This is a genomic window from Pseudomonas sp. GD04015, from assembly GCF_029837675.1.
GTDB lineage: Bacteria > Pseudomonadota > Gammaproteobacteria > Pseudomonadales > Pseudomonadaceae > Aquipseudomonas > Aquipseudomonas paralcaligenes.
The window spans coordinates 33,065-56,842 of the sequence record NZ_JAOEEE010000013.1; the positions used below are offsets into that span (position 1 = coordinate 33,065).

Consider the following 23,778-nt stretch of genomic DNA (forward strand, 5'->3'; position numbering starts at 1 on the left):
ACGCGCCGGTTCACTCCGGCAGCGGCCCGATGGGGAAGAACTCGCCGCCGCTCCACACGCCCAGCCAGGTCCGCCCCTCGATCTGTCGCTCCACCGCCAGCTCCACCAGCTGGTAGAACACGTTGCGGTGCACCAGCGCCTCCAGGTTGCGGCGCACATGCAGGTAGGGCGAGGGCTCCTGGGTCTCGGGGTCCAGCTCCACCCGCAACGGGTGCTCGGTACCGGCCTCGATCTCCTCGTCGACATTGGTGGTGAAGCGCAGCACCTGCACCTCGCCCTCGCCGACGACCTGCAGCGTCACCGCCACGAACGGCGCGTCGTCGACCACGATGCCGACCTTCTCCACCGGGGTGATCAGGAAGTACTTGTCGTCGTCGCGGCGGATGATGGTGGAGAACAGCTTGACCATGGGCTTGCGCCCGATCGGCGTGCCCAAGTAGTACCAGGTGCCGTCCCGGGCGATGCGCATGTCGATGTCGCCACAGAAATCGGGGTTCCACAGGTGCACCGGCGGCAGGCCCTTGCCTTCGCCCTTGGGAATCTGCGCCAGCAGGTCGTTGGCCTTGCCCGGGTCGCTCATGCTTGTCTCCTTCTGCTCAGCGGGCGCTCACGCCCAGCAACGTCCGCGCGTACTGCTCGAACGGCGCGCGCAGCTGGTCGGCCGGCTGGTTGTCGTAGAGTGTCAGAAAACCGCCTCGGTTGCGGATGCGTGCGGTGTCCACCAGGTAGCGGGTGCTGGTCTCGATCAGCATCAGCTGGATCACCCCGGAGTCGACCCCTACCCGGTCCAGCGCCTCCTGGTCCTCCCATTCCGTCAGCGTGCCAATGCGGTCGTCGGCGTCGGCGAAGCGGGTGTACAGCAGGTAGTGTGCGCCGGCCGTGCGCGCGTCGTTCATCGCCTCGTCCAGGCCCTGGGGCGCACTGGCGCGGCGCACCAGCGGGAAGTACTCGACGAAGGCCTTGAAAGCCTCCTGCGCCACCACGTTGGGCCTTGGGTGGGCCTCTCCCGGCGGCACGTAGTGCCCCTGGGAGATGAAGATGAAGGAGTCGGCCTGCAGCCGCCAGGAGGCGGAGCGGCGGGTGTCGCTGTGGTCGAGCACGCCGGCATCGCGCAGGTGGTACTCGGTGCCCGCGGCCATGTCGCTGACTTTCATGCAGCCGCCGAGCGCACCCAGCACCAGCAACAGAATAAAGCTACGCATCGGATTTTCCTCCCTGCCGGCGACGGAAAACCGGCGGATAGAAAGGCATAGCAGCTTCCGCGCCAACAGCTCTCCGCCGCCGCATCTGCTCACAGCCCGCGCTGCCACTCCTGGCGAAGCCCCACGCTCTGCGGCCGCTCGATGGCCTGGCGCACCTGGGCCAGCAGCCTCTCCTTGTCGGCGCCCAGGTTGCCCTTGAGCACCAGGTAGTTGGAGGCGTGATCGCTGCGGAACACGGTGTCGCGCAGTTCCAGCCCCTGCAGCAAGCGCTGCACCTCGAGGAACAGCTGGCGCTGGCCGAGCGGCTGGAAATCCTCGAAGCCGGTGCGGAAACGCGCCTCGCCCATGGGGAAGCTGACCACCAGGGTGGAGAGGAATTCCGGTTGCGCGGCGTTCATCAGGCGCGCCGAGTTGTCGGCGTGCTGCTCGCTCAGGGCGGTGCCGCCGAGGCCGTTGAGGATCATCACCGAACGAGTGATGCCCGCCTCGCCCAGCTTCTCCAGCGCGCTGAGGCTGGAGGCGAAGGTCTCGCCCTTGTTGACCCGCGCCAGCACCTCGTCGTCGCCGGACTCGCAGCCGACGTAGGCCATCCCCAAGCCGGCGTCGGCCAGTTCGCGAAGCTCCTCCACCGACTTCTTGCGCAGGTTGCGCGGCAGGCAGTAGCTGGAGACGCGCCGCACATCGGGCATGTGCTCGCGGATGGCGACCAGGATGTTCAGCAGGCGCCGCGTCGGCAGCACCAGGGCATCGCCGTCGGCGAGGAACACGCGCTGGACGATCAGGCGCTCGCCGGCGCGGCGGATCTCGTCGAGCACCTGGTCCTCGTCCCGGGCGCGGAATTTCTTCTGCGGCGCCGTGTACATCTCGCAGAAGGTGCAGTTGTTCCAGGAGCAGCCGTTGGTCACCGGCAGGATCAGGGAATGGGCTTCGCTCGGCGGTCGGAACACCGGTTCGATATAGGCGATGGGGAATTCGGCAGTCATGGGATTTCTTATGGGAACCGGGCGACGAATCAGCCGCCGATGATCTTCATCACGGTGACACCGCCGGCGAAGGCGATGTCCTGTTTATCCGCCAGCGCGCGCACCAGCAGGCGCTGCAGCGCCGGCAGCGCCTGGTGGCGGGGCTTGTCGAGCAGGTCGCCAACGTAGTGGCGGTTGCTCGACGACAGGCAGCCGTGCAGCCAGCCCGTCGAGGACAGGCGCAGGCGCGAGCAGGTGCGGCAGAACGGCACGCTCTCGTTGGCGATCACGCCGAAGAAGCCGCGGCCGGGAATCTCATAGCGCAGCGCCGTGGCGTCCAGCGGTGCCGGGGCCTGGACGAAGGCATGGCGGCCGGCAACCGTCTCCAGCAGCTCGGCCATGCCGTAGAACTGCTGCTGGAAGCTGGCGCCTTCGCGGGCCAGGTGGCCCATGCGCATCAGCTCGATGAAGCGCAGCTCGAAGCCCCGCTCCAGGCAGTAGTCGAGCATCGGCAGCACCTGGTCGTGGTTCTGCCCGCGCAGCGGCACCATGTTGACCTTCACCTTGAGCCCCGCCGCCCGCGCCTGGTCCAGGCCCTGCAGCACGGTCGGCAGGTCGCCGCCGCGGGCGATGCGCCTGAAGGCAACCGGGTCGAGGGTATCCAGGGAGACGTTGATGCGCTTGAGCCCGCACTCCACCAGCAGCGGCAGCTTGCGTGTGAGCAGTTGGCCGTTGGTGGTCAGGCCGATGTCCTGCAGACCCAGCCGGCTGGTCTCGTGCAGGAAGTGATCGAGCTTGGGGCTGACCAGCGGCTCGCCGCCGGTGATGCGCAGGCACTCGATGCCGGCCGCCTCCATCAGGTAGGCGACACCGCGCACCATGGCCTCGGCGGAGAGTTCGTCCTGCGCCGCCACCAGGCGCTTGCCGTCGGGCACGCAATAAGTGCAGGCATAGTTGCAGGCGGCCGTCAGGCTGATACGCAGGTTGCGGAAACGGCGCCCCTGGCGGTCGACGATCATGGAAGGCTCCGGCGGTGTTCACCCGGAGTATATGCCCGCCGCCGACCGCGTGAGCGCATCATTGGCGGGCTGAATGGCGTCAGGCCGAGGGCGTTTCGCTGTCGCGCTTGCGCTTGTTGCCCATGCGCACGCCGATGTCCATGAGGAACTGGAAAAAGCCTTCCTGATCCTCCAGCACGCCGCTCCAGAACGGCGAGTGGTACAGCGCCACGGCGCCGTGCACCAGGGCCCAGGCGGCGCAGTAGTGGAAGTACGGCGGCACGTCCTCCAGCTTGCCTTCGGCGATGCGGCCTTTGATCAGCTGGGTCAGGCGCTCGAAGTTGGAGGCGCGTATCTTGTGCAGTTGCTCGACCATCTCGGGCACCTGGTTGCCCTTGGCCACCTTTTCCTCCAGGCGATCGAACAGGCGATAGCGCTGGGGGTCCTGCATACGGAATTCGAAGTAGGCGCGGGACAGGGCTTCCTTGTCGCGGGCCACGTCGTCGGACAGGAACAGGGCGTTGAGGTCGCGCTCGTAGTCCAGCATCAGGCGCAGGTAGACCTCGGCCTTGGACTTGAAGTGCTTGTAGATGGTGCCTTTGCCGATGCCGACCGCATCGGCGATCATCTCGACGGTAACGCTGTCTTCACCCAATTCAAGGAAGAGCTTGAGCGCGGTATCGAGAATTTCCTGTTCGCGACGACGGAATTCACGGACTTTGCGAGGTTCTTTGTTCATGAAGTGACTACAGGATAAAAATCGAAGCGCGCCATTATGCCTGTTCAGCGCCAAAATGCACGGATCATCGGCCCAATGCCCAATTTAAACGACGAATTCCCTCTCGATCGCGACCTCTGCTATCTCAACCACGCCGCCGTCGCACCCTGGCCGAAACGGGCCAGCGAAGCCGTGCAGCGCTTCGCCCAGGAGAACATCCGCAGCGGCGCGCGCGACTACCCGCAGTGGCTGCAGGTGGAGAAGCGCCTGCGCGAACGCCTGGCGCGCCTGCTCAACGCCTCGGGCACAGCCGACATCGCGCTGGTGAAGAACACCTCGGAGGCGCTGTCCTTCGTCGCCTTCGGCCTGGACTGGAAAAGCGGCGACCAGGTGGTGATCAGCGACGAGGAATTCCCCTCCAACCGCATCGTCTGGGAGGCCCTCAAACCGCGCGGCGTGGAGGTGGTGCAGGTCAGCCTGGCCGGCAGCGACCCGGAAGGCGCCCTGCTGGCCGCCTGCGGGCCGCGCACCCGGCTGCTGTCGATCAGCTCGGTGCAGTTCGCCAGCGGCCTGCGCCTGGACCTGCCGCGTCTGGGCGCCGGTTGCCGGGAGCGCGGCGTGCTGCTGTGCGTCGATGCCATCCAGCAGCTCGGCGCCCAGCCCCTGGACGTCCAGGCCTGCGACTGCGCCTTCGCCATGGCCGATGGCCACAAATGGATGCTCGGCCCGGAGGGCCTCGGCGTCTTCTATTGCCGCCGCGACCTGCGCGAGCAACTGGCCCTGCACGAATACGGCTGGCACATGCTGGAGCACGCCGGCGACTACGACCGCACGGAGTGGGAGCCGGCCCGCAGCGCCCGCCGCTTCGAGTGCGGCAGCCCGAACATGCTCGGCGCCATGGCCCTGGAGGCCAGCCTGTCCCTGCTCGAGGAAGTAGGGATGGAACAGGTGGCGGCGCTGATCGAGGAACGCGTGCTGCAACTGCAGGAAGGCCTGGAGCGGATCGACGGAGTGCGCCTGCACAGCCCGCTGAACCCGGCGCGGCGCGCCGGCATCCTGACCTTCAGTCGGGACGGCTGGGACAACCAGGCGCTGTTCGCCCGGCTCAGGGAACGGCAGGTGATCTGTGCGCAGCGGGGCAAGGGCATCCGTCTGTCGCCCCACTTCTATACCGACCCGGCGCAGATCGAGCGAAGCCTGGCGGTACTGGGCCAGCTGCGACAAGGCTGAGTGCTCAGCAGCCGTGGCGGTATTCCAAATACGTTTAAGAAACCGCCGCGACCAATCTGGACGATGGGAAATCCTGACCAATACTCAGAAGACTGGTGTGCGGCATCTCCCCCCAAGTGCCCCCCAGTCGAGGTACCGTGGATCGTGTACCTTCGTTTTACTCCTAATGGTCTTGACCCGGATTCATCCCCCAGAACCCGGGTTTTTTTTGCCTGCCGTTTTTACGATGCGACCCGGGCCAGCGGGAACAGCCGCCTGAAGTTGGCCGTGGTCTGCGCGGCCAGCGCCTCGAACGTCTCGCCCCGGACCATCGCCAGAAATTCCGCCACCTCACGCACGTACTGCGGCAGGTTGGGCTTGCCGCGATGGGGGATGGGCGCCAGGTACGGCGAATCGGTTTCCACCAGCAGGCGGTCCACCGGCACCTTGCGCGCCACTTCGCGCAGGGCGTCGGCGTTGCGGAAGGTGACGATGCCGGAAAGAGAGATATAGAAGCCGATGTCCAGGGCCGCCTTGGCCATGTCCCAGTCCTCGGTGAAACAGTGCAGCACGCCGGCCTGCGGCAGTGCCGCCTCGCGCAGCAGCGCCAGGGTATCGGCGCGCGCCTCGCGGGTATGCACGATCACCGGCTTGCCGGTGGTCTTCGCCGCCTCCAGATGCAGACGGAAAGACTGCTGCTGCAGCTCGGCCGCCTCGGGTTCGTAGTGGTAGTCCAGGCCGGTCTCGCCGATCGCCACCACGTTGGGGTGGTTCAGCTCGTCGAGCAGCCAGTCCAGCGCCGGGGTCTCGCCCTTCTCCAGGTCCAGCGGATGCACGCCCACCGAGCAGTCGACGTCGGCAAAGCGCTCGGCCAGGGCCTTGACCGCGCCAGCATTAGCAGCGCTGACCCCGATGCACAGGAAGTGCCCCACGCCTCGGGCACGGGCGGCGTCCAGGGCCGCGTCGAGGGAGCCGTCGTGGGCCGCCAGGTCGAGGCGGTCGAGGTGGCAGTGGGAGTCGACCAGCATGGAATTCTCTGTCTCTGAAATGACGAAGCGCCCGATTCGGGCGCCTCTCGTTGAGCCTGTGCCGTGTTCCTACATGGTGTGGGTCGGGCGGTCCGACTTGAGCGCACCGGCCAGGTAGGTCTCGATCTTGTTGCGGGCGGTATTGTCACCGTCGTTGAACTGCACGCCCACGCCAGCGGCGCGGTTGCCCTGGGCGCCCTTGGGAGTGATCCACACCACCTTGCCGGCCACCGGGATCTTCTCCGGCTCGTCCATCAGGTTGAGCAGCATGAACACCTCGTCCCCCAGCTTGTAGCTCTTGGCGGTGGGGATGAACAGCCCGCCATTGCGGATGAAAGGCATATAGGCGGCGTACAGCACCGACTTGTCCTTGATGGTCAGCGACAGGATTCCGTTACGCGGCCCCAGGTTCGGTGGCAAACTCATGCACTATATCCTTGCAACTTGTCCGACTTTCGATTCTAGCCCGGTCCGGGCAGGCTTGCCCACTGCACCAGCAGGGCTTCGAGAAGCAGCGCACCGTTCAGGTTGGCCTTGCCCAATACTTTCTGGCGCTGCAGCAAAAGCCAGTCCTGCATGGTCAGCAACCTGGCCTGGGGCGTCTTGTCGGCCAGATATTGCACCACCTTGCGCATATCGGCCAGGCCCAGCCCCTCTTCGTCGCGGCTGAGCTGGTAGCGCAGCATCAGTTGGGCCCAGTCGCAGAACCAGTCGAACAGCATGGCCATCGGCAGGTTCTTCCAGGCTTCGGCCAGCTGGCTGGCGCTGGCCTGCTGCTTGAGCAGCTTCTTCACCCCCTCGACCACCAGGGCGCGCTGTTCCAGCACGCCCCGCCCATGCAGACGGCGCGCCGCCAGCGGCGAGCCGCCGGCCAGGGCCAGCAGTTCCAGGCGCTGCTCCGCGCTGCACTCCGGCAGTGCCTGCTCCAACCAGGCGAGGCTCTGCGCCTGGCTCGGCAGCGGACAGGCCTGCTGCACGCAGCGGCTCTTCACAGTGGGCAGCAGACGGCTCGGCTGGTGGCTGACCAGCAGCAGCACGGTGTCGCCGGAGGGCTCCTCCAGGCTCTTCAGCAGGGCGTTGGCGGCGTTGAGGTTCATCGCCTCCACCGGCTCCAGCAATATCACCTTGCGTCCGCCGAGCTGCGCGGTCTGTACCACGAAGCTGACCAGCTCGCGCACCTGATCGACCTTGATCGCCTTGTCCGCCTCTTCCGGCTCCAGCACGAACACGTCCGGGTGGGTACCAGCGGCCAGTAGATGGCAGCCCTTGCACTGACCGCAAGCATCCAGCCCATCGGGACTCTGGCACAGCAGGCGCGCCATCAGGCGCTCGGCCAGGTCGCGCTTGCCGATGCCGGCGGGGCCGTGCAGCAGGTAGGCGTGGGCGTGGCGAGGACGGCTGGAGAGCTGCTGCCAGAGCTGCTCCTGCCAGGGGTAGGCTTCAGCCACGGCAGCGCTCCAGGATGTCCGGCAGCAGGGCGTCGAGGGAGCGCTGCACCGCCTCCAGCGGCTGCGCGGCGTCCAGCACGCGATAGCGCGCCGGCGCGGCCTCGGCGCGGCGCAGGTAGGTGTGGCGCACGGCCTCGAAGAAATCGCGGTCCTCCTGCTCGAAGCGATCCAGCCGGCCGCGAGCGGCGGCGCGGGACAGGCCGACTTCCACCGGCAGATCGAACACCAGGCACAGGTCCGGGCGCAGCTCGCCCTGGACGAAGCGCTCCAGCTCGGCGATGCGCACCTCGTCCAGGCCGCGCCCGCCGCCTTGGTAGGCGTAGGTGGCGTCGGTGAAGCGGTCGCAGAGCACCACGGCGCCACTGGCCAGGGCCGGGCGGATGACCCGGGCCAGGTGCTGGGCGCGGGCGGCGAACACCAGCAGCAGCTCGGTGTCGCTGTCCATCGGCTCGTCGCTGGGTGCCAGCAGCAGTTCGCGGATGCGCTCGGCCAGCGGCGTGCCGCCGGGCTCGCGACTCAGCACCACCTCGACGCCCTGCTCGCGCAGGCGCGCGGCGAGGTACTCGCGGTTGGTGCTCTTGCCGGCCCCTTCCGGGCCTTCCAGGGTGATGAACAGACCGCTCACGGGGTTTCCTTATCTGGGCGCGGGACTGGAGCGGTAGTCGGCGCGGCGCTTGAGCTGGTACTCGCGCACGGCACGGTTGTGCTGCTCCAGGGTTTCCGAGAAGACGTGGCTGCCGTCGCCACGGGCGACGAAGTACAGGGTCCTGCCCTCCGCCGGGTGCAGCGCGGCGTGGATCGCCTCGCGGCCGACCAGGGCGATGGGGGTCGGCGGCATGCCGACGATCACGTAGGTGTTGTAGGGCGTCGCCTCGAGCAGGTGGGCCCGGGTGAGGTTGCCGTTGTAGCGCTCGCCGAGGCCGAAAATCACCGTCGGGTCCGTCTGCAGGCGCATGCCAAGGCGCAGGCGGCGGATGAACACGCCGGCGATCTGCCCGCGCTCCTCGGCCACGCCGGTTTCCTTCTCCACCATGGAAGCCATGATCAGGGCGTCGTAGGGCTTGCGGTAGGGCAGCCCCTCGGCGCGCTTGCCCCACTCCTCCTCCAGCACAAGGTCCAGGCGATTGCGGGCCTGCTTGAGCAGGTCCAGATCGCTCATGCCGCGCACGTAGCGGTAGGTGTCCGGGAAGAAGCGCCCCTCGGGGCTGACGCCCGGCAGGCCGAGCTTCTCCATCAGGGCCCGGTCGTCCAGCTCGGCCAGGCTCTGCTCCAGCTTCTCCTGGCGGGCCAGCGCGGCGCGCACCTGGCGGAAGCTCCAGCCCTCGACCAGGGTCAGGCTGTACTGGACGACCTCGCCGCGCACCCAAAGGCCGATGAGATCGCGCACGTTCTGCCCCGGGAGGAGACGGTACTCGCCGCTGTGCAGCGCCTGGTTCGGCAGGTTGAAGCGCCAGTACAGGCGCAGCCAGAAGGCACCATCCAGCACGCCCTCGCCTTCCAGGCGGTTGATCACACCACCGGGCGTATCGCCGGGCACGACCTCGATCAGGCGCTCGCCCTCCAGCTGGAGTGGCTGGTTCAGCGCGCCGTGCAGGCGCCAGCCGGCCAGCACCAGGGCCAGCACGATCAGCGCCAGGCCGGCAGCCAGCAGCAGCATCAACTTGCGAATCACGAATCAGGAATCCAGAAGACTGCGAACGATGGCCTGCAGTTTACGGGTGAGCGGGCCGGCCGGCCAGACACACCCGGCCAGTTCGCGCACCGGCCAGATGCCGTAGACGCCGTTGCAGACGAACACCTCGTCAGCCTGCGCCAGTTCCTCGAAGGCGATATCGCGCACCGCGCAGGGAATGCCCAGGCGCGCCGCCTGCTCCAGCAGCTCGGCACGCATCACCCCGGCGACGCCGCAGCGCGACAGGTCTGCGGTCAGCAGCACGCCGTCGCGGATCAGGAACAGGTTGCTGAACACTCCCTCGATCACCCGCCCGGACACATCCCGCATCAATCCCTCGGCGAAAGCCGGGTCGCTCCACTCTCCTCGCGCCAGCACCTGCTCCAGGCGGTTGAGATGCTTGAGGCCGGCGAGCAGCGGCTGCTCGGCCAAGCGCGTGGCGCAGGGATACAGGCGGATACCCTCCTGCGCATGGCTCGCGGGATAACTGGGCAGTGGGCTACCCAGCAGGATGCGCCTCGGCTTGCTGGGCTGCGGCAGCGCGTAGCCGCGCAGGCCGTCGCCGCGGGTGACCAGCAGCTTGGCGACGCCATCGCCAAGCTCGGCGAAGAAGGCCCGTAGCTCGGCTTCCAGCACGGCCAGATCGAGGTCGATAGAGAGCCGTCGCAGCCCCTCGCCGAGCCGCGCCAAATGGCGCGGCAGCAGGATCGCCCGACCGCCACGCACGGCGATAGTCTCGAACAGGCCGTCACCGTAGGCCAGGCCACGGTCGCCCAACGGCAGTTCCGTGGCCGGGCGGCCGTCGACCCAGCTCGGCATCAGCCGTTGAAGCGGCGGAACACCAGGGAACCGTTGGTGCCGCCGAAGCCGAAGGAGTTGGACAGCACCGCGTCGATCGCCAGCGGCTTGGCCTGGTGCGGCACGAAGTCGAGGTCGCAGCCCTCGTCCGGCTCGTCCAGGTTGATGGTCGGCGGCGCCACCTGGTCGCGCAGGGCCAGCACGCTGAAGATCGCCTCCACCGCGCCGGCGGCGCCCAGCAGGTGGCCGGTCATCGACTTGGTCGAGCTGACCGACAGCCTGTGCGCGTGCTCGCCGAACACCGACTTGACCGCGCAGGCCTCGGCCTTGTCGCCGGCCGAGGTCGAGGTGCCGTGGGCGTTGATGTACTGCACCTGGTCCGGGTTGAGGCCGGCATCGCGCAGGGCGTTGGCCATGCAGCGGGCCGCGCCGGCGCCATCCTCGGGCGGCGAGGTCATGTGGTAGGCGTCGCCACTCATGCCGAAGCCGGTCAGCTCGGCATGGATGGTCGCCCCACGGGCCTTGGCGTGCTCCAACTCCTCCAGCACCAGGGCGCCGGCGCCGTCGGACAGCACGAAGCCGTCGCGGCCCTTGTCCCACGGACGGCTGGCCCGAGCTGGCTCGTCATTGCGGGTGGACAACGCGCGGGCCGCGCCGAAGCCGCCCATGCCAAGGCCGCAGGTGGCCATCTCGGCACCACCGGCGACCATCACGTCCGCCTCGCCGTAGGCGATGTTGCGCGCGGCCATGCCGATGCAGTGGGTGCCCGTGGTGCAGGCGGTGGCGATGGCGTAGTTCGGCCCCTGCAGACCCAGGTGGATCGACAGGAAGCCGGAGATCATGTTGATGATCGAGCCCGGCACGAAGAACGGCGAGATACGCCGCGGGCCCTGCTCGAACAGCGACTTGCAGTTGTTCTCGATGTTGGTCAGGCCGCCGATGCCGGAGCCCATGACCACGCCGATCCGCTCGCGGTTGGCATCAGTGATCTCCAGACCCGCGTCGCGCATCGCCTGGAAGCTGGCGGCCAGGCCGTACTGGATAAACAGGTCGAGCTTGCGCGCTTCCTTGGCCGACAGGTACTCCTCGACGTTGAAGCCCTTCACCGAACCGCCGAAACGGGTGGAAAAGGCCGACAGGTCCATATGCTCGATCAGGCCGATGCCACTGCGACCGGCCAGAATGCCCTGCCAGCTGCTGGCTACATCGGTGCCCAGCGGCGACAGCATGCCCATACCGGTAACCACGACGCGTCTACGCGACACTGCACAATCCTCTCTTCTCGTTGAAACGGGCCGGCCCGATAAAGAAAAACCGCACGCCTTTGAGGGGCAGTGCGGCTTTTCTGGGCCGAAAACCGGCGATTACGGGCGCTTAGGAATGCGCGGTGATGTAATCGATGGCTTCCTGAACGGTGGTGATCTTCTCAGCCTGCTCGTCCGGGATCTCGGTCTCGAATTCCTCTTCCAGAGCCATCACCAGCTCGACGGTGTCAAGGGAGTCGGCGCCGAGGTCTTCGACGAAGGAAGCGCTGTTGGTCACTTCGTCCTCTTTGACGCCCAGTTGCTCGGCGACGATTTTCTTGACGCGTTCTTCGATGGTGCTCATGTCTTGTTTTCACTCCTATGGAAAATTCCGTGCAGCTGGGCTGCAGTGTATAGAAAGGGTTTTCTAAGTTTCAAGCCGGTTGCCCGGACCCTTTCCGAAACCGCCGTCTTTCGCCGGTCGCACTTTTGTAACGGACTTTAGACTGGTTCTATGACAGTTAGCTGAAAGGCCGAGTCACATTCAGCTCATGTACATGCCGCCATTCACCGGAACCGTGGCGCCGGTGACGTAGGCAGCGCCGTCTGAGGCAAGGAAACCGACCACCTTGGCGATCTCCTCGGCCTGGCCCAGGCGTCCCAGGGGAATCTGGGTCAGCAGCGCCTCGCGCTGGGCTTCCGGCAGTTCGCGGGTCATGTCGGTGTCGATGAAGCCCGGCGCCACCGAATTGACGGTGATGGCACGGGAGCCGACTTCACGGGCCAGGGCGCGGCTGAAGCCCGCCAGGCCCGCCTTGGCGGCGGCGTAGTTGGCCTGACCGGCGTTGCCCATCGCCCCGACCACCGAGCCGATGCTGATGATGCGCCCCCAGCGGGCCTTGGTCATACCGCGCAGCACGGCCTTGGACAGGCGGAACAGGCTGTTGAGGTTGGTGTTGATGACGTCGAACCACTCGTCGTCCTTCATCCGCAGCATCAGGTTGTCGCGGGTGATGCCGGCGTTGTTGACCAGGATGGCCACGGCGCCGAAATCCTTCTGGATCTGCTCCAGGACGGCGTCGACCGAGCCACTGTCGGCCACGTCCAGCATCAGGCCGGTGCCCTGGATGCCCTGCGCCTTGAGCACCTCGCCGATGCGCGCGGCGCCGGCTTCGCTGGTGGCGGTGCCGATCACCACGGCGCCCTGGCGACCCAGTTCGAACGCGATGGCCTGACCGATGCCACGGCTGGCGCCGGTGACCAGCGCGACCTTGCCTTGCAGACTCATGATGCTCTCCTTGTAATCAGGCCAGCGCCGCACGGGCGGCGGCGAAGGCTTCCGGGGTTTCCAGATTGTGGGTGTTGATGCCCTTGACGCAACGCTTGTTGAGCCCCGCCAGCACCTTGCCGGGGCCGCACTCGACCAGATCGGTAACGCCCTGGCCGGCCATGTGGACCACGCTCTCCACCCAGCGGACCGGGCTGTAGAGCTGGGCCAGCAGGTCGCGCCTGAGAACGTCGAGGTCGGCCGGCACGGCGGCCGTGACATTCTGCACCAGCGGAATCCGCGGCGCCTGCCAGGCCAGACCGTTGACCGCCTCGGCGAACTGTTCCGCAGCCGGGCGCATCAGCGCGCAGTGGGACGGCACGCTGACCGGCAACGGCATGGCGCGCTTGGCGCCACGCGCCTTGCAGGCCTCGATGGCGCGCTCGACGGCGGCGGCGCTACCGGCGATCACCACCTGGCCCGGCGCGTTGAAATTGACTGCGCTGACCACATCGCCCTGGGCGGCCTCGGCGCAGGCGGACAGCACATCGGCATCTTCCAGGCCGAGGATCGCGGCCATGCCGCCCTGACCGGCCGGCACCGCCTGCTGCATCAGCTGGCCACGGCGCTCGACCAGCCGCACGGCGTCGACGAAGCCGATGGCACCCGCCGCGACCAGCGCCGAATACTCGCCCAGGCTGTGCCCGGCGACGAACGCCGGGCTCGGGCCGCCCTCGGCCTGCCAGAGGCGCCACAAGGCGATGGAAGCGGTGAGGATGGCCGGCTGGGTCTTGTCGGTTTCGTTCAGGCGCTCTTCCGGCCCCTGCTGGACCAGCGCCCAGAGGTCGTAGCCGAGCGCGTCGGAGGCCTCGCCGAAGGTGTCGCGGATCAGCGACTGCTGGGCGCCGAGTTCGGCGAGCATGCCGAGCGACTGCGAACCTTGGCCCGGGAAGACAAATGCGAGGGAGGCAGACATCGAAACGTTCCCTTATCTGGTCGAAGGAGGCACGGAAACCGTACCGGAAATTGCAGATTGGATGGCGCGGCGGCGCCTGCGGTCACACGACGGTCAGGCTTGGAGAAGGCTCGGCGCCCGGAGTTCAGGAGACGGGAAAGCACGCCGACGGGACAGCGCCATCACAGCAGCAGGTCGCCGAGACGGCCGTGCAGGCGCTGGGGCAGGTTCTCACGGACCTCGACCACGGCCCGACGAATGGCGCTCTGGAAGCCCTCGGCACTGGCCGCGCCGTGGCTCTTCACCACGATGCCCTGCAGCCCGAGGAAGCTGGCGCCATTGTGCCGCGCCGGCGCCAGTTCACCGCGCAGGCGCTTGAGCAGCGGCAGAGCCACGGCGCCCGCCAGGCGGGACACGAAGCCCTCGTTGAACAGCGCCTCGATGCGATCGGAGATCATCGACACCAGACCCTCGCTGGACTTGAGCAGGATGTTGCCGACGAAACCGTCGCACACCACCACGTCGGCCTCGCCGCGATACAGGCCGTCGCCCTCGATGAAGCCGGTGTAGTTGAGGCCCTCGGCCTGCGCCAGCAGGCTGGCGGCCAGCTTCACCTGCTGGTTGCCCTTGATGTTCTCCGTGCCGACGTTGAGCAGCGCCACCCTTGGCCGGTTGGTGCCCTGGGCCTCCGCGACCACCGAGCCCATCACGGCGAACTGGTACAGCTGTTCGGCGCTGCAGTCGACGTTGGCGCCCAGGTCGAGCAGATGACAGACGCCACCGGCGGTGGGCACGGCCGTGACCATCGCCGGCCGGTCGATGCCCGGCAGCGGCTTGAGCACATAAAGGGAGAGCGCCATCAGCGCGCCTGTGTTGCCGGCACTGACGCAGGCGCTGGCACGGCCGCCGCGGACCAGTTCGAGCATCACGCGCATGGAGGCGTCAGGCTTGCCACGCAGGGCATGGGTAGGACGCTCGTCCATGCCGATCACCTCGCTGGCGTGCTCGACATGCAGGCGCGCGCGATCGACACCCGGGTGACGGGCAATCAGTTCTTCGAGGAGGGAGGCTTGGCCGACGAGGACCAGGTGCAGCGAGGGGAATTCAGCCAGACTGGCGATGCAGGCTGGAACAATGAGATGGGGACCGAAGTCCCCACCCATTGCATCAATCGCGATCGTGGCGGACAAGGATTACTCGTCGGAGCCCTTGTCGATCACTTTGCGGCCACGGTAGAAACCGTCCGGGGACACGTGGTGACGCAGGTGAACTTCACCGGTGCTCTTCTCGACGGACAGAGCGTTGGCCTCGAGCGCGTCGTGGGAACGGCGCATGTCGCGGGCAGAGCGGGATTTTTTGTTCTGCTGAACAGCCATAACTCAATAACTCCTAAACGTTTGGGTCACGCTTTAACTGCGCCAATACACTGAACGGGTTGGACCGCGATACCTCGTCCTCGCTCGACTCGGGTGTTTCGACACCGGCCGGCTGCTGGCATTCCTCAGGGTCATGGGCTGGAACGATGGGCAGAGCGAGCAGAAGCTCATCTTCGACCAACGTCATCAGATCCAGCGGATCCTCACCCACTTCCAGCACGTCATAGCCCTTCGGCAGCGACTGGGTATCCGCGCCTTCCTTCACCACCGCGTAATGACATTCGCTGCGGATCGGCAGGGCGACCAGTTCCAGACAACGCTGGCAAACCATCTTGACCTCAACCTCGAGCTCGCTGTGAATAGTCACAGCGCGGCGCTCGTCACGTTCGAAGACCAGCTTCGCGTGCACCGTGCCGGCGTTGTCCGCCAGCGGGTCGCACAACCGCTCGAAACTGGCCAGCGGCGTCTCCCCTTCCAGGGTGACACCGCGATCGGCGAGCTTGCGCGGATCAACGTGAGGTGGAATCGGCCCATTCGACATAGGCGCGGTATTCTAGGGATGCACCCTCCCCCTGTCAAAGGAATTTCCGCCCTGTCCGTCGGCCGCCGTGGCCGCTAGAATCGCGCGCCCAACCTGGAGATCGACCATGCCGCCCCTGGTGCTCGCCTCGAGTTCGACCTACCGCCGCGACCTGCTGGCCCGCCTGCGTCAGCCCTTTACCTGGGCGTCGCCCGATATCGACGAGACGCCGCGCCCCGGAGAAAGCGCCGAGACCCTGGTACGCCGCCTGGCCGAAGCCAAGGCCCGCGCCCTGAGCGGGCAGCACCCCGCGCACCTGATCATCGGTTCCGACCAAGTGGCCGTGCTCGGTGGAGAGATTCTGGGCAAGCCCCACGATTTCGAGCGAGCCCACCGCCAGCTGGCGGCCGCTAGCGGCACCAGCGTGACCTTTCTTACCGGCCTCGCGCTGCTCAACAGCGCCAGCGGCGCGTGCCAGGTGGACGCGATCCCCTTCACCGTGCATTTCCGCCCGCTGAGCGACGAACAGATCACCCGCTACCTGCAGGCCGAGCAACCCTACGACTGCGCCGGCAGCTTCAAGGCCGAGGGCCTGGGCGTCAGCCTGTTCCGCGCCACCGAGGGCGAGGACGGCACCAGCCTGGTCGGCCTGCCGCTGATCCGCCTGGTACAGATGCTGGACAGGGAAGGCATCGCCATTCCCTGACCGCCCTATATAAAGGAAGGAGTTGGCGCGCCCTATCAGCGCAGCGCCGGCCCCTGGAAGCCCATCCACAGCGCCAGCCGCTCGGCCACGCTGGTGCCGAGCTTCTTGGTGAAGCGGTCGAAGGGGTTTTCCTTGCGGGTGAAGTCGACGATGTCCTTGGCCCCCACCACCTCGCGCGCCACGTAGCTGCTGCTGCCCAGGGCATCTACCAGCCCCAGCTGCAGGGCCTGCTCGCCGGACCAGATCAGCCCGGAGAACAGCTCCGGATGCTCGTCGGCCTTGAGGCGCTCACCGCGGCCCTTCTTCACGCTGTCGATGAACTGCTTGTGAGTGGTTTCCAGCACGCCCTGCCAGAAACGGGTCTCGTCCTCTTTCTGCGGCTGGAACGGGTCGAGGAAGGCCTTGTGCTCGCCCGAGGTGTAGACGCGGCGCTCGACGCCGACCTTGTCCATCACGCCAACGAAGCCGAAGGAAGCCGCGGTCACGCCGATGGAGCCCACCAGGCTGGCCTTGTCGGCGTAGATCTCGTCGGCCGCGCTGGCGATGTAGTAGGCACCGGACGCGCCCAGGTCGGTGATCACCGCGTAGACCTTGATGTCCGGATGCTCGCCGCGCAGGCGCTTGATCTCGTCGTAGATGTAGCCGGACTGCACCGGGCTGCCGCCCGGGCTGTTGATGCGCAGCACGATGCCCTTGGTCTTCTTGTCCTCGAAGGCCGCGCGCAGGCTGCCGACGATGTTGTCGGCACTGGCTTCCTCGTCGGCCATGATCATGCCGCGAATCTCGATCAGCGCCGTATGGTTCTCACCCGAGGCAGAGGCCTTGTCCAGCTTCAGCGCAGGCGAGAACAGGGCCAGGGCGCCGAACAGGTAGACGAAGGCCAGCAGCTTGAAGAAGATGCCCCAACGCCGCGCCCTGCGCTGCTCGACCACGCTGGCCTGGAGGGTCTTCTCCAGCAGCTTCCAGGCCTTCTCGTCACCCGACGCCTTCCATTCATCAGACATACTCGCCCACCTCGACAGTACTAACGGTCGCGCGCCCTTCAAGCCAGGCGCGCAATTCGGAAAATTCGTTGATCGCCAGCCGCGGCCCGTGGGCACGCAGACTGCCCAGCGGCTGGGCGCCGAAGCCCACGGCCACCGAGTCGACACCGGCATTGCTCGCCATCTGCAGGTCGAAGACCGAGTCGCCGACCATCAGCGCCCGCTCCGGCGCCACGGCGCAGTGCGCCATGATCTCGTGCAGCATGCGCGGGTGCGGCTTGCTCGCCGTCTCGTCGGCGCAGCGGATGACGTCGAAATAGTCCAGCCAGCCATGGCCTTCCAGCACCCGGTGCAGGCCGCGACGCCCCTTGCCGGTCGCCACGGCGAGCTGGTAGCCCTGCTCGCGAAACACCGCCAGCGACTCGGCGACACCCGGGAACAGCGCCGACGGCTCGCTCTCCAGACTCATGTAGTGCTCGCCATAGCCCAGACGGAAGCGTTCGATCAGCGCCGCCTCGCGCAGTTCCGGATAGAGCATCTGGATGGCCTCGGGCAGGCCGAGGCCGATGATGCCCTTGATCGCCTCGTCGTCCAACGAAGGCAGGCCACAGCCGGCGGCGGCGCGGTGCATGGATTCGACGATACGGCCGATCGAATCGACCAGCGTCCCGTCCCAATCGAAGATCAGCAGCCGATAGTCAGGCACCGAGGCGCTCCAGGGTCCGTTCCCACATCTCGTCCACTTCCGCCTCCAGCTCCAGAGGCTGGCCGTCCGGCAGCTCGATCTTCAACCGGTAGGCGTGCAGGAACAGGCGCTTGCCGCCCAGCTCGCGAATCTCGCGGGTGAAATCGTCGTCGCCGTACTTGGAATCACCGGCGATGGAATGCCCGGCATGCTTGGCATGGACACGGATCTGGTGGGTCCGACCGGTGATCGGGCTGGCCTCGACCAGCGTGGCGAACTCGCCGAAGCGGCGCAGCACGCGAAACTCGGTGAGCGCCTCCTTGCCCTCGGGATTGACCTCGACCATGCGTTCACCGGAGCGCAGGTTGTTCTTCAGCAGTGGCGCCGAGACCCTCTTCTTCGAGGTCGGCCAGTCACCGCGCACCAGCGCCATGTAGCGCTTGTCCACGCCGTCGCCGCGCAGCGCCTCGTGCAGGTGGCGCAGCATGCTGCGTTTCTTGGCGATCATCAGCAGGCCGGAAGTGTCGCGATCCAGGCGGTGGACCAGCTCGATATCCTTGGCGTCCGGGCGCAATTGGCGGAATGCCTCGATCACCCCGTAGTTGAGGCCACTGCCACCATGCACGGCGATGCCGGCCGGCTTGTTCAGCACGATCAGCGCCTTGTCCTCGTAGACAATGGCCTCCTCCAGGCGCTCCAGCAGGCTCTGCGCCAGCGGCGCCGGCTCGTCGCGCTCGGCCAGGCGCAGCGGCGGCACGCGCACGATATCGCCGGCCTGCAGCTTGTACTCGGGCTTGATCCGTCCCTTGTTCACCCGCACCTCGCCCTTGCGCAGGATGCGGTAGATCAGGGTCTTCGGCACGCCCTTGAGCTGGGTACGGAGGAAATTGTCGATGCGCTGGCCGGCGAGCTCAGGCGCGACCTCGAGCAGTTGGACACCGGAGGTCGGGGAGGCGGGAGTAGTCATGCCGCGAATCATAACAATTTTTTATGGAATTGAAGCACTTAATCATTGCTGCTATAGTCGCGAACGCCGCCAAAAGCGGCCCGGCCAGCGGGTGATCATCGACAATCTGCCATCCCTGCCGAGCGCAACCCTTTCAGGGCGTCAGGCCGTCCGACGGGACTCTCGCCGCACAGAGCGCGAAGAATCCCGGAAACCAAGCCTTGAGCCAAAGAGCCCCAAGCGCGCAACTCGCGACCAGGCTCGACAGACGCGCAGGCCTAGCCTGCGGTAATGCAAACCCGCTTCGGATTCAGCGAGCGGCACCCGATTTCAGCGATACGTGTAGGGTGGAGATGCACAACCGTCGGACAGCGTAGCTACAGGCATTACCCAGACGCTTCACTTTCGTCCGCACCGACCGGTTGATTCCTCCCCTGACTGAGTGCTTCTGTCACCACAGCAAACAGGAGCGTTGTCGCGGCCCCGCCCACGTTGGCCTGGCCGCTGGACACCGGCGTGATTTACGACCACGCCGTACGCGCCCTGACACCGACCGTGAGAGTCGTGTGTGCCAAACGCCGTTTCCGGCAGCCCGGAAACCATTGGTACAACATGAAAAGAATGCTGATCAACGCAACTCAGCCCGAAGAGTTGCGTGTCGCTCTGGTAGACGGCCAGAAGCTCTATGACCTGGACATCGAGTCCGGCGCCCGCGAGCAGAAGAAGGCCAACATCTACAAGGGCCGCATCACCCGCGTCGAGCCCAGCCTCGAAGCCGCCTTCGTCGACTTCGGCGCCGAGCGCCACGGCTTCCTGCCGCTCAAGGAAATCTCCCGCGAATACTTCAGCAAGTCGCCCGAGGGCGGCCGCGTCAACATCAAGGAAGTATTGAAGGAAGGCCAGGAAGTCATCGTCCAGGTCGAGAAGGAAGAGCGTGGCAACAAGGGCGCGGCCCTGACCACCTTCATCAGCCTCGCCGGTCGCTACCTGGTGCTGATGCCGAACAACCCGCGCGCCGGCGGCATCTCCCGCCGCATCGAAGGTGAGGAGCGCAACGAACTGCGCGAAGCGCTGAATGGCCTGGACGCCCCGGCCGACATGGGCCTGATCGTGCGCACTGCCGGCCTGGGCCGCTCCAGTGAAGAGCTGCAGCTCGACCTGGACTACCTGATCCAGCTGTGGACCGCGATCAAGGAAGCCTCCCAGGGCCGCGCCGCGCCATTCCTGATCTATCAGGAATCCAACGTCATCATCCGCGCCATCCGCGACTACCTGCGCCAGGACATCGGCGAGGTGCTGGTGGACAGCATCGAGGCCCAGGAAGAAGCCCTGGCCTTCATCCAGCAGGTCATGCCGCAGTACGCCAGCAAGATCAAGCTGTACGAAGACAGCGTGCCGCTGTTCAACCGCTTCCAGATCGAGAGCCAGATCGAGACCGCCTTCCAGCGCGAAGTGAAGCTGCCGTCCGGCGGCTCCATCGTCATCGACCCGACTGAGGCGCTGGTGTCCATCGACATCAACTCGGCGCGCGCCACCAAGGGCGGCGACATCGAGGAAACCGCCCTGCAGACCAACCTGGAAGCGGCCGAGGAAATCGCCCGCCAGCTGCGCCTGCGCGACATCGGCGGCCTGATCGTCATCGACTTCATCGACATGACCCCGGCGAAGAACCAGCGCGCCGTGGAAGACCGCGTCCGCGAGTGCCTGGAAGCCGACCGCGCCCGCGTCCAGGTCGGCCGCATCTCGCGCTTCGGCCTGCTGGAAATGTCCCGCCAGCGCCTGCGTCCGTCCCTCGGCGAGACCAGCGGCATCGTCTGCCCTCGCTGCAACGGCCAGGGCATCATCCGTGACGTCGAGTCCCTGTCGCTGGCCATCCTGCGCCTGATCGAGGAAGAAGCCCTGAAGGACCGCACCGCCGAGGTCCGCGCCCAGGTGCCGATCCCGGTCGCCGCCTTCCTGCTCAACGAGAAGCGCAACAGCATCACCAAGATCGAGCTGCGCACCCGCGCGCGCATCGTGATCCTGCCGAACGACCACTTGGAAACCCCGCACTTCGAAGTCCAGCGCCTGCGCGACGACAGCCCGGAAGTGCTGAGCGGCCAATCCAGCTACGAGATGACCCCGGCGGAAGTCGAGGACGCCCAGCCGGCCAGCGCCACCCGCACCCTGGTTCGCCAGGAAGCCGCGCTGAAGACCACCCCGCCGCGCCCGGCAGCACCCGCTCCGGCAGCGCCGCTGGCTCCGGCGGCACCCGCCCCGCAGCCAAACCTGTTCAAGGGCCTGGTCAAGTCACTGGTCAGCCTGTTCGCCGGCAAGGAAGAAGAACAGCAGCCGGTCGCCGAGGCCAAGCCGGCCGAGCGCAAGCCGCGCAGCGAAGAGCGCCGCAACGGCCGCCAGCAGAACCGTCGCGACGGTCGTGGCAACCGCGAGCGCGGTGAACGTGGTGAGCGCAGCGAGCGTGGTGAACGCGAAGAGCGCAAACCGCGTGAAGAGCGCCAGCCTCGCGAAGCCCGCGAGCCGCGCGAAGAACGTCAACCGCGGGAAGCCCGTGAAGAACGCCAGCCCCGCGAGGAGCGCCAGGAGCGTCAACCGCGCGAGGCTCGCGAGTCGCGTGAAGGCCGTGAAGGCCAGGAGAACCGCCGCGAACGTGGCGAGCGCCAGCCGCGTGAGGGCCGCGAGCCGCGCGAAGAGCGCCGCCGCGAGCTGCGCGAGCCACTGGACGCCGTCGCCGCGAATGGTGAAGAGCAGCAGGAACAGCGCGCCGAGCGCAAGCCACGCGAAGAGCGCCAGCCGCGTCCGCCGCGCGAGGAGCGCCAACCGCGCACCGAGCAAGCCGAGGCTGCCAGCGAGGAAGAAGTGCTGCTGAACGGTGAACAGGCCGAAGACGATCAGGAAGGTGGTGAAGGCGGTGATCGCCCACGCCGCCGCTCCCGCGGTCAGCGTCGTCGCAGCAACCGCCGCGAGCGCCTGCGCGACGCCGACGGTAACCCGATCGCCGACGAGGGTGAAGAGGTTGCAGCAGAGGTGGAAGCCGGCACCGAGGGTGGTACCACCACCGCCGCCGAAAGCGCTGCAGTCGCCGTCGCCACCGCAGTGACCATCGCCGCCGAAGCCGAAGATGCGCCGACCCAGCCGGAGCAGGCCCCAGTGGTCGAGCAACCCGTGCAGGCTGAAAGCAGCCCGGTAGTCGAAGAACCCGCCCCCGCTCCGGCCGTCGTGGCCGAACCGGTTGCCGAGCCTACTCCGACGGAGCAGCCGGAGCCGGTCGCCCCGGTCGCCGAGGCACCTGCCGCTCCGGCCAGCGCGCCCCAGAGCGCCGGCGGTCGCGCACCGAACGATCCGCGCGAAGTGCGTCGCCGTCAGCAGGAGGCCGCGCGCCTGGCAGCCGAAGCCGCCAAGGTCGCGGAAGCCGCTCCGATCGAGGCCGCCCCGGTGGTCGAGCAGGCTCCGGTGGAAGCACCAGTGGCCGAAGCCGCTCCGGCTCCCGAGGTCGAGGAAACCGCGGCTGCCGCGGAACCGCAGGCCGAAGTCGCCAGCGAGCCGGTAGCCGAGGCGACCAGCGAAGCACAGGTCGAGCAGCCTGAAGCCCCTGCCGATGACGAAACCGCCGTGTCCAAGGCGGACGAGCAAGAGCAGGAAGCTAAACCGCAGCACTGATGGCCGCGGAACATGAAAAAGGGGATGCCTAGGCATCCCCTTTTTCTTTGGTTATGTCCACGTTGGTTGTCGCACATTCCTGTGGAAGCGGATTTATCCGCGAATGTCGCAGCCAATCGGAATGCCGTCCATAACCGCTCACACAAACGCAGGATTGCACCACCAGCACGTCACGGGGCGTAGCCTTTTCTACCCGCACTGATCATCTGCACGCAGTCAGGGCCCCAGGAATGCCGAGTCTTGACCCGAGCCTGGATTCCCGCCTACGCGGGAATGACAGAGATTTCCTACCTTGTCCGTAATAGGGCCCCTCACCCGAGGCCCTGCCTGCTCCATCAGGGCCATCGGGTGGAACAGCGGCTGTACGCACATCCCAACGCCCGTCGTCCCCGCGAAGGCGGGGATCCAGGGATACGGCACCTGGCCCCCGCATGGATTCCCGCCTACGCGGGAATGACGGGATGTTCTGGCTGCCTTGTCCGTACAGGACCTTCAGCCGATTGCCCGGATGACAAGTCGGAACGCGCTTGCGGCCGCCGGATGTTTGCGGCAGAATTCGCGCCGTCCTAGGGGAGTAGTCTCCCGTGAGCGCCCTGCTCACCCGGCATGCGTCAACACACTTGCTCCGCAGAGCATGGCGCATGCGACCCAAGGCCTTCGTGGCCTGGCGGTTTGACAAGACCTATGACACGCACACCTTGCCCGGGGCGGGAAGGTAGTACGTGTCATAGAACAGTCGAACCCGCCCCTTAGGAATGCCTGATGTTGGAATCCCTGTTCGTCCCCACCGGAATCGTCGCCCTCGCCGAAATCGGCGACAAGACGCAGCTGCTCGCCCTGCTGCTGGCGTGCCGCTTCCGTCGGCCCTGGCCGATCATCTGGGGCATCGTCCTCGCCACCCTCGCCAACCACTTCGCCGCGGGCGCCGTGGGCAACTGGGTCGCCGGCTTCTTCTCGCCGACCACGCTGAGCTGGATTCTCGCCGCCTGCTTCGCTGCCGTGGCGCTGTGGACGCTGGTGCCGGACAAGCTGGACGATGAAGAGGAATCCCACCTCAAGCGCTTCGGCCCCTTCCTGACCACGCTGATTGCCTTCTTCCTCGCCGAGATGGGCGACAAGACCCAGATCGCCACGGTGATGCTGGCGGCGCAGTACCCCGACTTCCTCATGGTGGTGATCGGCACCACGCTGGGCATGCTGATCGCCAACGTGCCGGTGGTGCTGGCCGGCAACTTCGCTGCGGATCGCCTGCCCCTGGCCCTGATCCGCCGCCTCGCCGCCCTCGCCTTCGCCGCGTTGGCGATCTATGCGGTCTGCCAGGCGCTCGGCCTGGTCGGCGGGCTCTGATGCCGAACGGCGGAAACGGGTAGCCCAGCGGGTCTTCCGGAGTGCCTCGGCATTGGT

25 protein-coding genes and 1 riboswitch are annotated in these 23,778 nt (G+C 66.9%); of the genes, 4 read left to right on the forward strand and 21 right to left on the reverse strand.

Annotation, left to right across the window (positions count from 1 at the left end):
- Positions 1-10 precede the first annotated feature (10 nt).
- The 5 genes from N7640_RS13185 to N7640_RS13205 all read right to left on the reverse strand — a co-directional run bounded on the left by N7640_RS13185 (position 11) and on the right by N7640_RS13205 (position 3,901).
- Positions 11-580 (reverse strand): DUF1285 domain-containing protein, encoded by a 570-nt coding sequence (locus tag N7640_RS13185; protein WP_279904397.1) that lies wholly within the window; start codon positions 578-580, stop codon positions 11-13.
- Positions 581-596: 16 nt separating this feature from the next.
- A complete protein-coding gene (locus N7640_RS13190) occupies positions 597-1,202 on the reverse strand; it encodes a DUF4823 domain-containing protein (protein WP_279904396.1) in 606 nt (201 codons plus the stop codon).
- Positions 1,203-1,291: 89 nt separating this feature from the next.
- A complete protein-coding gene (locus tag N7640_RS13195) occupies positions 1,292-2,185 on the reverse strand; it encodes a radical SAM protein (RefSeq protein WP_279904394.1) in 894 nt (297 codons plus the stop codon).
- A 29-nt stretch (positions 2,186-2,214) separates the two neighbouring features.
- Complete coding sequence (locus N7640_RS13200; RefSeq protein ID WP_279904393.1) at positions 2,215-3,183, reverse strand: radical SAM protein; 969 nt, start codon at positions 3,181-3,183, stop codon at positions 2,215-2,217.
- A 79-nt stretch (positions 3,184-3,262) separates the two neighbouring features.
- Positions 3,263-3,901 carry a TetR/AcrR family transcriptional regulator gene (locus N7640_RS13205; protein ID WP_220815965.1) on the reverse strand — a complete coding sequence of 213 codons (639 nt, stop codon included), beginning with the start codon at positions 3,899-3,901 and terminating at the stop codon, positions 3,263-3,265.
- A 75-nt stretch (positions 3,902-3,976) separates the two neighbouring features.
- Between N7640_RS13205 and N7640_RS13210 the strand changes: the two genes are divergently transcribed.
- Positions 3,977-5,110 carry an aminotransferase class V-fold PLP-dependent enzyme gene (locus N7640_RS13210; RefSeq protein WP_279904392.1) on the forward strand — a complete coding sequence of 378 codons (1,134 nt, stop codon included), beginning with the start codon at positions 3,977-3,979 and terminating at the stop codon, positions 5,108-5,110.
- Positions 5,111-5,331: 221 nt separating this feature from the next.
- Here N7640_RS13210 and N7640_RS13215 read toward each other — a convergent pair whose 3' ends face one another.
- The 13 genes from N7640_RS13215 to N7640_RS13275 form a co-directional block, all read right to left on the reverse strand.
- The gene (locus N7640_RS13215; RefSeq protein ID WP_279904391.1) at positions 5,332-6,117 is read right to left on the reverse strand and encodes a TatD family hydrolase; all 786 of its coding nucleotides are present in this window, start codon (positions 6,115-6,117) and stop codon (positions 5,332-5,334) included.
- A 69-nt stretch (positions 6,118-6,186) separates the two neighbouring features.
- Entirely contained in the window at positions 6,187-6,543 is a 357-nt protein-coding gene (locus tag N7640_RS13220; RefSeq protein WP_043310025.1) for a PilZ domain-containing protein, read from the reverse strand.
- Between the two features lie 35 nt (positions 6,544-6,578).
- Positions 6,579-7,565 carry a DNA polymerase III subunit delta' gene (locus tag N7640_RS13225; protein ID WP_279904390.1) on the reverse strand — a complete coding sequence of 329 codons (987 nt, stop codon included), beginning with the start codon at positions 7,563-7,565 and terminating at the stop codon, positions 6,579-6,581.
- On the reverse strand, positions 7,558-8,190 hold the full coding sequence (gene tmk / locus N7640_RS13230) for a dTMP kinase (protein WP_279904389.1): 633 nt from the start codon (positions 8,188-8,190) through the stop codon (positions 7,558-7,560). Before tmk ends, N7640_RS13225 begins: the two co-directional genes overlap by 8 nt.
- A 9-nt stretch (positions 8,191-8,199) precedes the next feature.
- Positions 8,200-9,237 (reverse strand): endolytic transglycosylase MltG, encoded by a 1,038-nt coding sequence (mltG, locus tag N7640_RS13235; protein WP_279904388.1) that lies wholly within the window; start codon positions 9,235-9,237, stop codon positions 8,200-8,202.
- A gap of 3 nt (positions 9,238-9,240) precedes the next feature.
- Positions 9,241-10,056 carry an aminodeoxychorismate lyase gene (gene pabC, locus N7640_RS13240; RefSeq protein WP_279904386.1) on the reverse strand — a complete coding sequence of 272 codons (816 nt, stop codon included), beginning with the start codon at positions 10,054-10,056 and terminating at the stop codon, positions 9,241-9,243.
- Positions 10,056-11,300, reverse strand: a complete 1,245-nt coding sequence (fabF, locus tag N7640_RS13245; RefSeq protein ID WP_279904385.1) for a beta-ketoacyl-ACP synthase II — start codon at positions 11,298-11,300, stop codon at positions 10,056-10,058. Before fabF ends, pabC begins: the two co-directional genes overlap by 1 nt.
- A gap of 109 nt (positions 11,301-11,409) precedes the next feature.
- On the reverse strand, positions 11,410-11,643 hold the full coding sequence (acpP, locus tag N7640_RS13250) for an acyl carrier protein (RefSeq protein WP_220815957.1): 234 nt from the start codon (positions 11,641-11,643) through the stop codon (positions 11,410-11,412).
- A gap of 180 nt (positions 11,644-11,823) precedes the next feature.
- Positions 11,824-12,567 (reverse strand): 3-oxoacyl-ACP reductase FabG, encoded by a 744-nt coding sequence (gene fabG / locus N7640_RS13255; protein WP_279904383.1) that lies wholly within the window; start codon positions 12,565-12,567, stop codon positions 11,824-11,826.
- A gap of 16 nt (positions 12,568-12,583) precedes the next feature.
- Positions 12,584-13,522, reverse strand: coding sequence for an ACP S-malonyltransferase (gene fabD, locus N7640_RS13260; RefSeq protein WP_279904382.1), 939 nt, complete (start codon positions 13,520-13,522; stop codon positions 12,584-12,586).
- A gap of 161 nt (positions 13,523-13,683) precedes the next feature.
- Positions 13,684-14,691 (reverse strand): phosphate acyltransferase PlsX, encoded by a 1,008-nt coding sequence (plsX, locus tag N7640_RS13265; RefSeq protein ID WP_279904381.1) that lies wholly within the window; start codon positions 14,689-14,691, stop codon positions 13,684-13,686.
- 3 nt (positions 14,692-14,694) lie between these two features.
- Positions 14,695-14,877 (reverse strand): 50S ribosomal protein L32, encoded by a 183-nt coding sequence (gene rpmF / locus N7640_RS13270; protein WP_007160601.1) that lies wholly within the window; start codon positions 14,875-14,877, stop codon positions 14,695-14,697.
- Positions 14,878-14,890: 13 nt separating this feature from the next.
- Entirely contained in the window at positions 14,891-15,418 is a 528-nt protein-coding gene (locus N7640_RS13275) for a YceD family protein (protein ID WP_279904380.1), read from the reverse strand.
- A gap of 106 nt (positions 15,419-15,524) precedes the next feature.
- On the opposite strand from N7640_RS13275, the gene N7640_RS13280 reads away from it, so the two are divergent.
- Complete coding sequence (locus N7640_RS13280) at positions 15,525-16,103, forward strand: Maf family protein (protein WP_279904379.1); 579 nt, start codon at positions 15,525-15,527, stop codon at positions 16,101-16,103.
- Positions 16,104-16,138: 35 nt separating this feature from the next.
- Here the strand turns inward: N7640_RS13280 and sppA are convergent, their stop codons facing one another.
- The 3 genes from sppA to rluC are packed head-to-tail and all read right to left on the reverse strand — an operon-like array spanning position 16,139 to position 18,738.
- Positions 16,139-17,107: a signal peptide peptidase SppA gene (sppA, locus tag N7640_RS13285; RefSeq protein WP_220815951.1), complete on the reverse strand. Its 969-nt coding sequence runs from the start codon at positions 17,105-17,107 to the stop codon at positions 16,139-16,141.
- Positions 17,100-17,792: an HAD-IA family hydrolase gene (locus tag N7640_RS13290; RefSeq protein ID WP_279904377.1), complete on the reverse strand. Its 693-nt coding sequence runs from the start codon at positions 17,790-17,792 to the stop codon at positions 17,100-17,102. The genes sppA and N7640_RS13290 overlap by 8 nt, the downstream gene beginning before the upstream one ends.
- Complete coding sequence (gene rluC, locus N7640_RS13295; RefSeq protein ID WP_220815949.1) at positions 17,785-18,738, reverse strand: 23S rRNA pseudouridine(955/2504/2580) synthase RluC; 954 nt, start codon at positions 18,736-18,738, stop codon at positions 17,785-17,787. The genes N7640_RS13290 and rluC overlap by 8 nt, the downstream gene beginning before the upstream one ends.
- A gap of 591 nt (positions 18,739-19,329) precedes the next feature.
- On the opposite strand from rluC, the gene rne reads away from it, so the two are divergent.
- Positions 19,330-22,374 carry a ribonuclease E gene (gene rne / locus N7640_RS13300; protein ID WP_279904376.1) on the forward strand — a complete coding sequence of 1,015 codons (3,045 nt, stop codon included), beginning with the start codon at positions 19,330-19,332 and terminating at the stop codon, positions 22,372-22,374.
- A 557-nt stretch (positions 22,375-22,931) separates the two neighbouring features.
- Positions 22,932-23,048: riboswitch (yybP-ykoY riboswitch) on the forward strand.
- Between the two features lie 91 nt (positions 23,049-23,139).
- A complete protein-coding gene (locus N7640_RS13305; protein ID WP_220815980.1) occupies positions 23,140-23,721 on the forward strand; it encodes a TMEM165/GDT1 family protein in 582 nt (193 codons plus the stop codon).
- Positions 23,722-23,778: the final 57 nt, after the last annotated feature.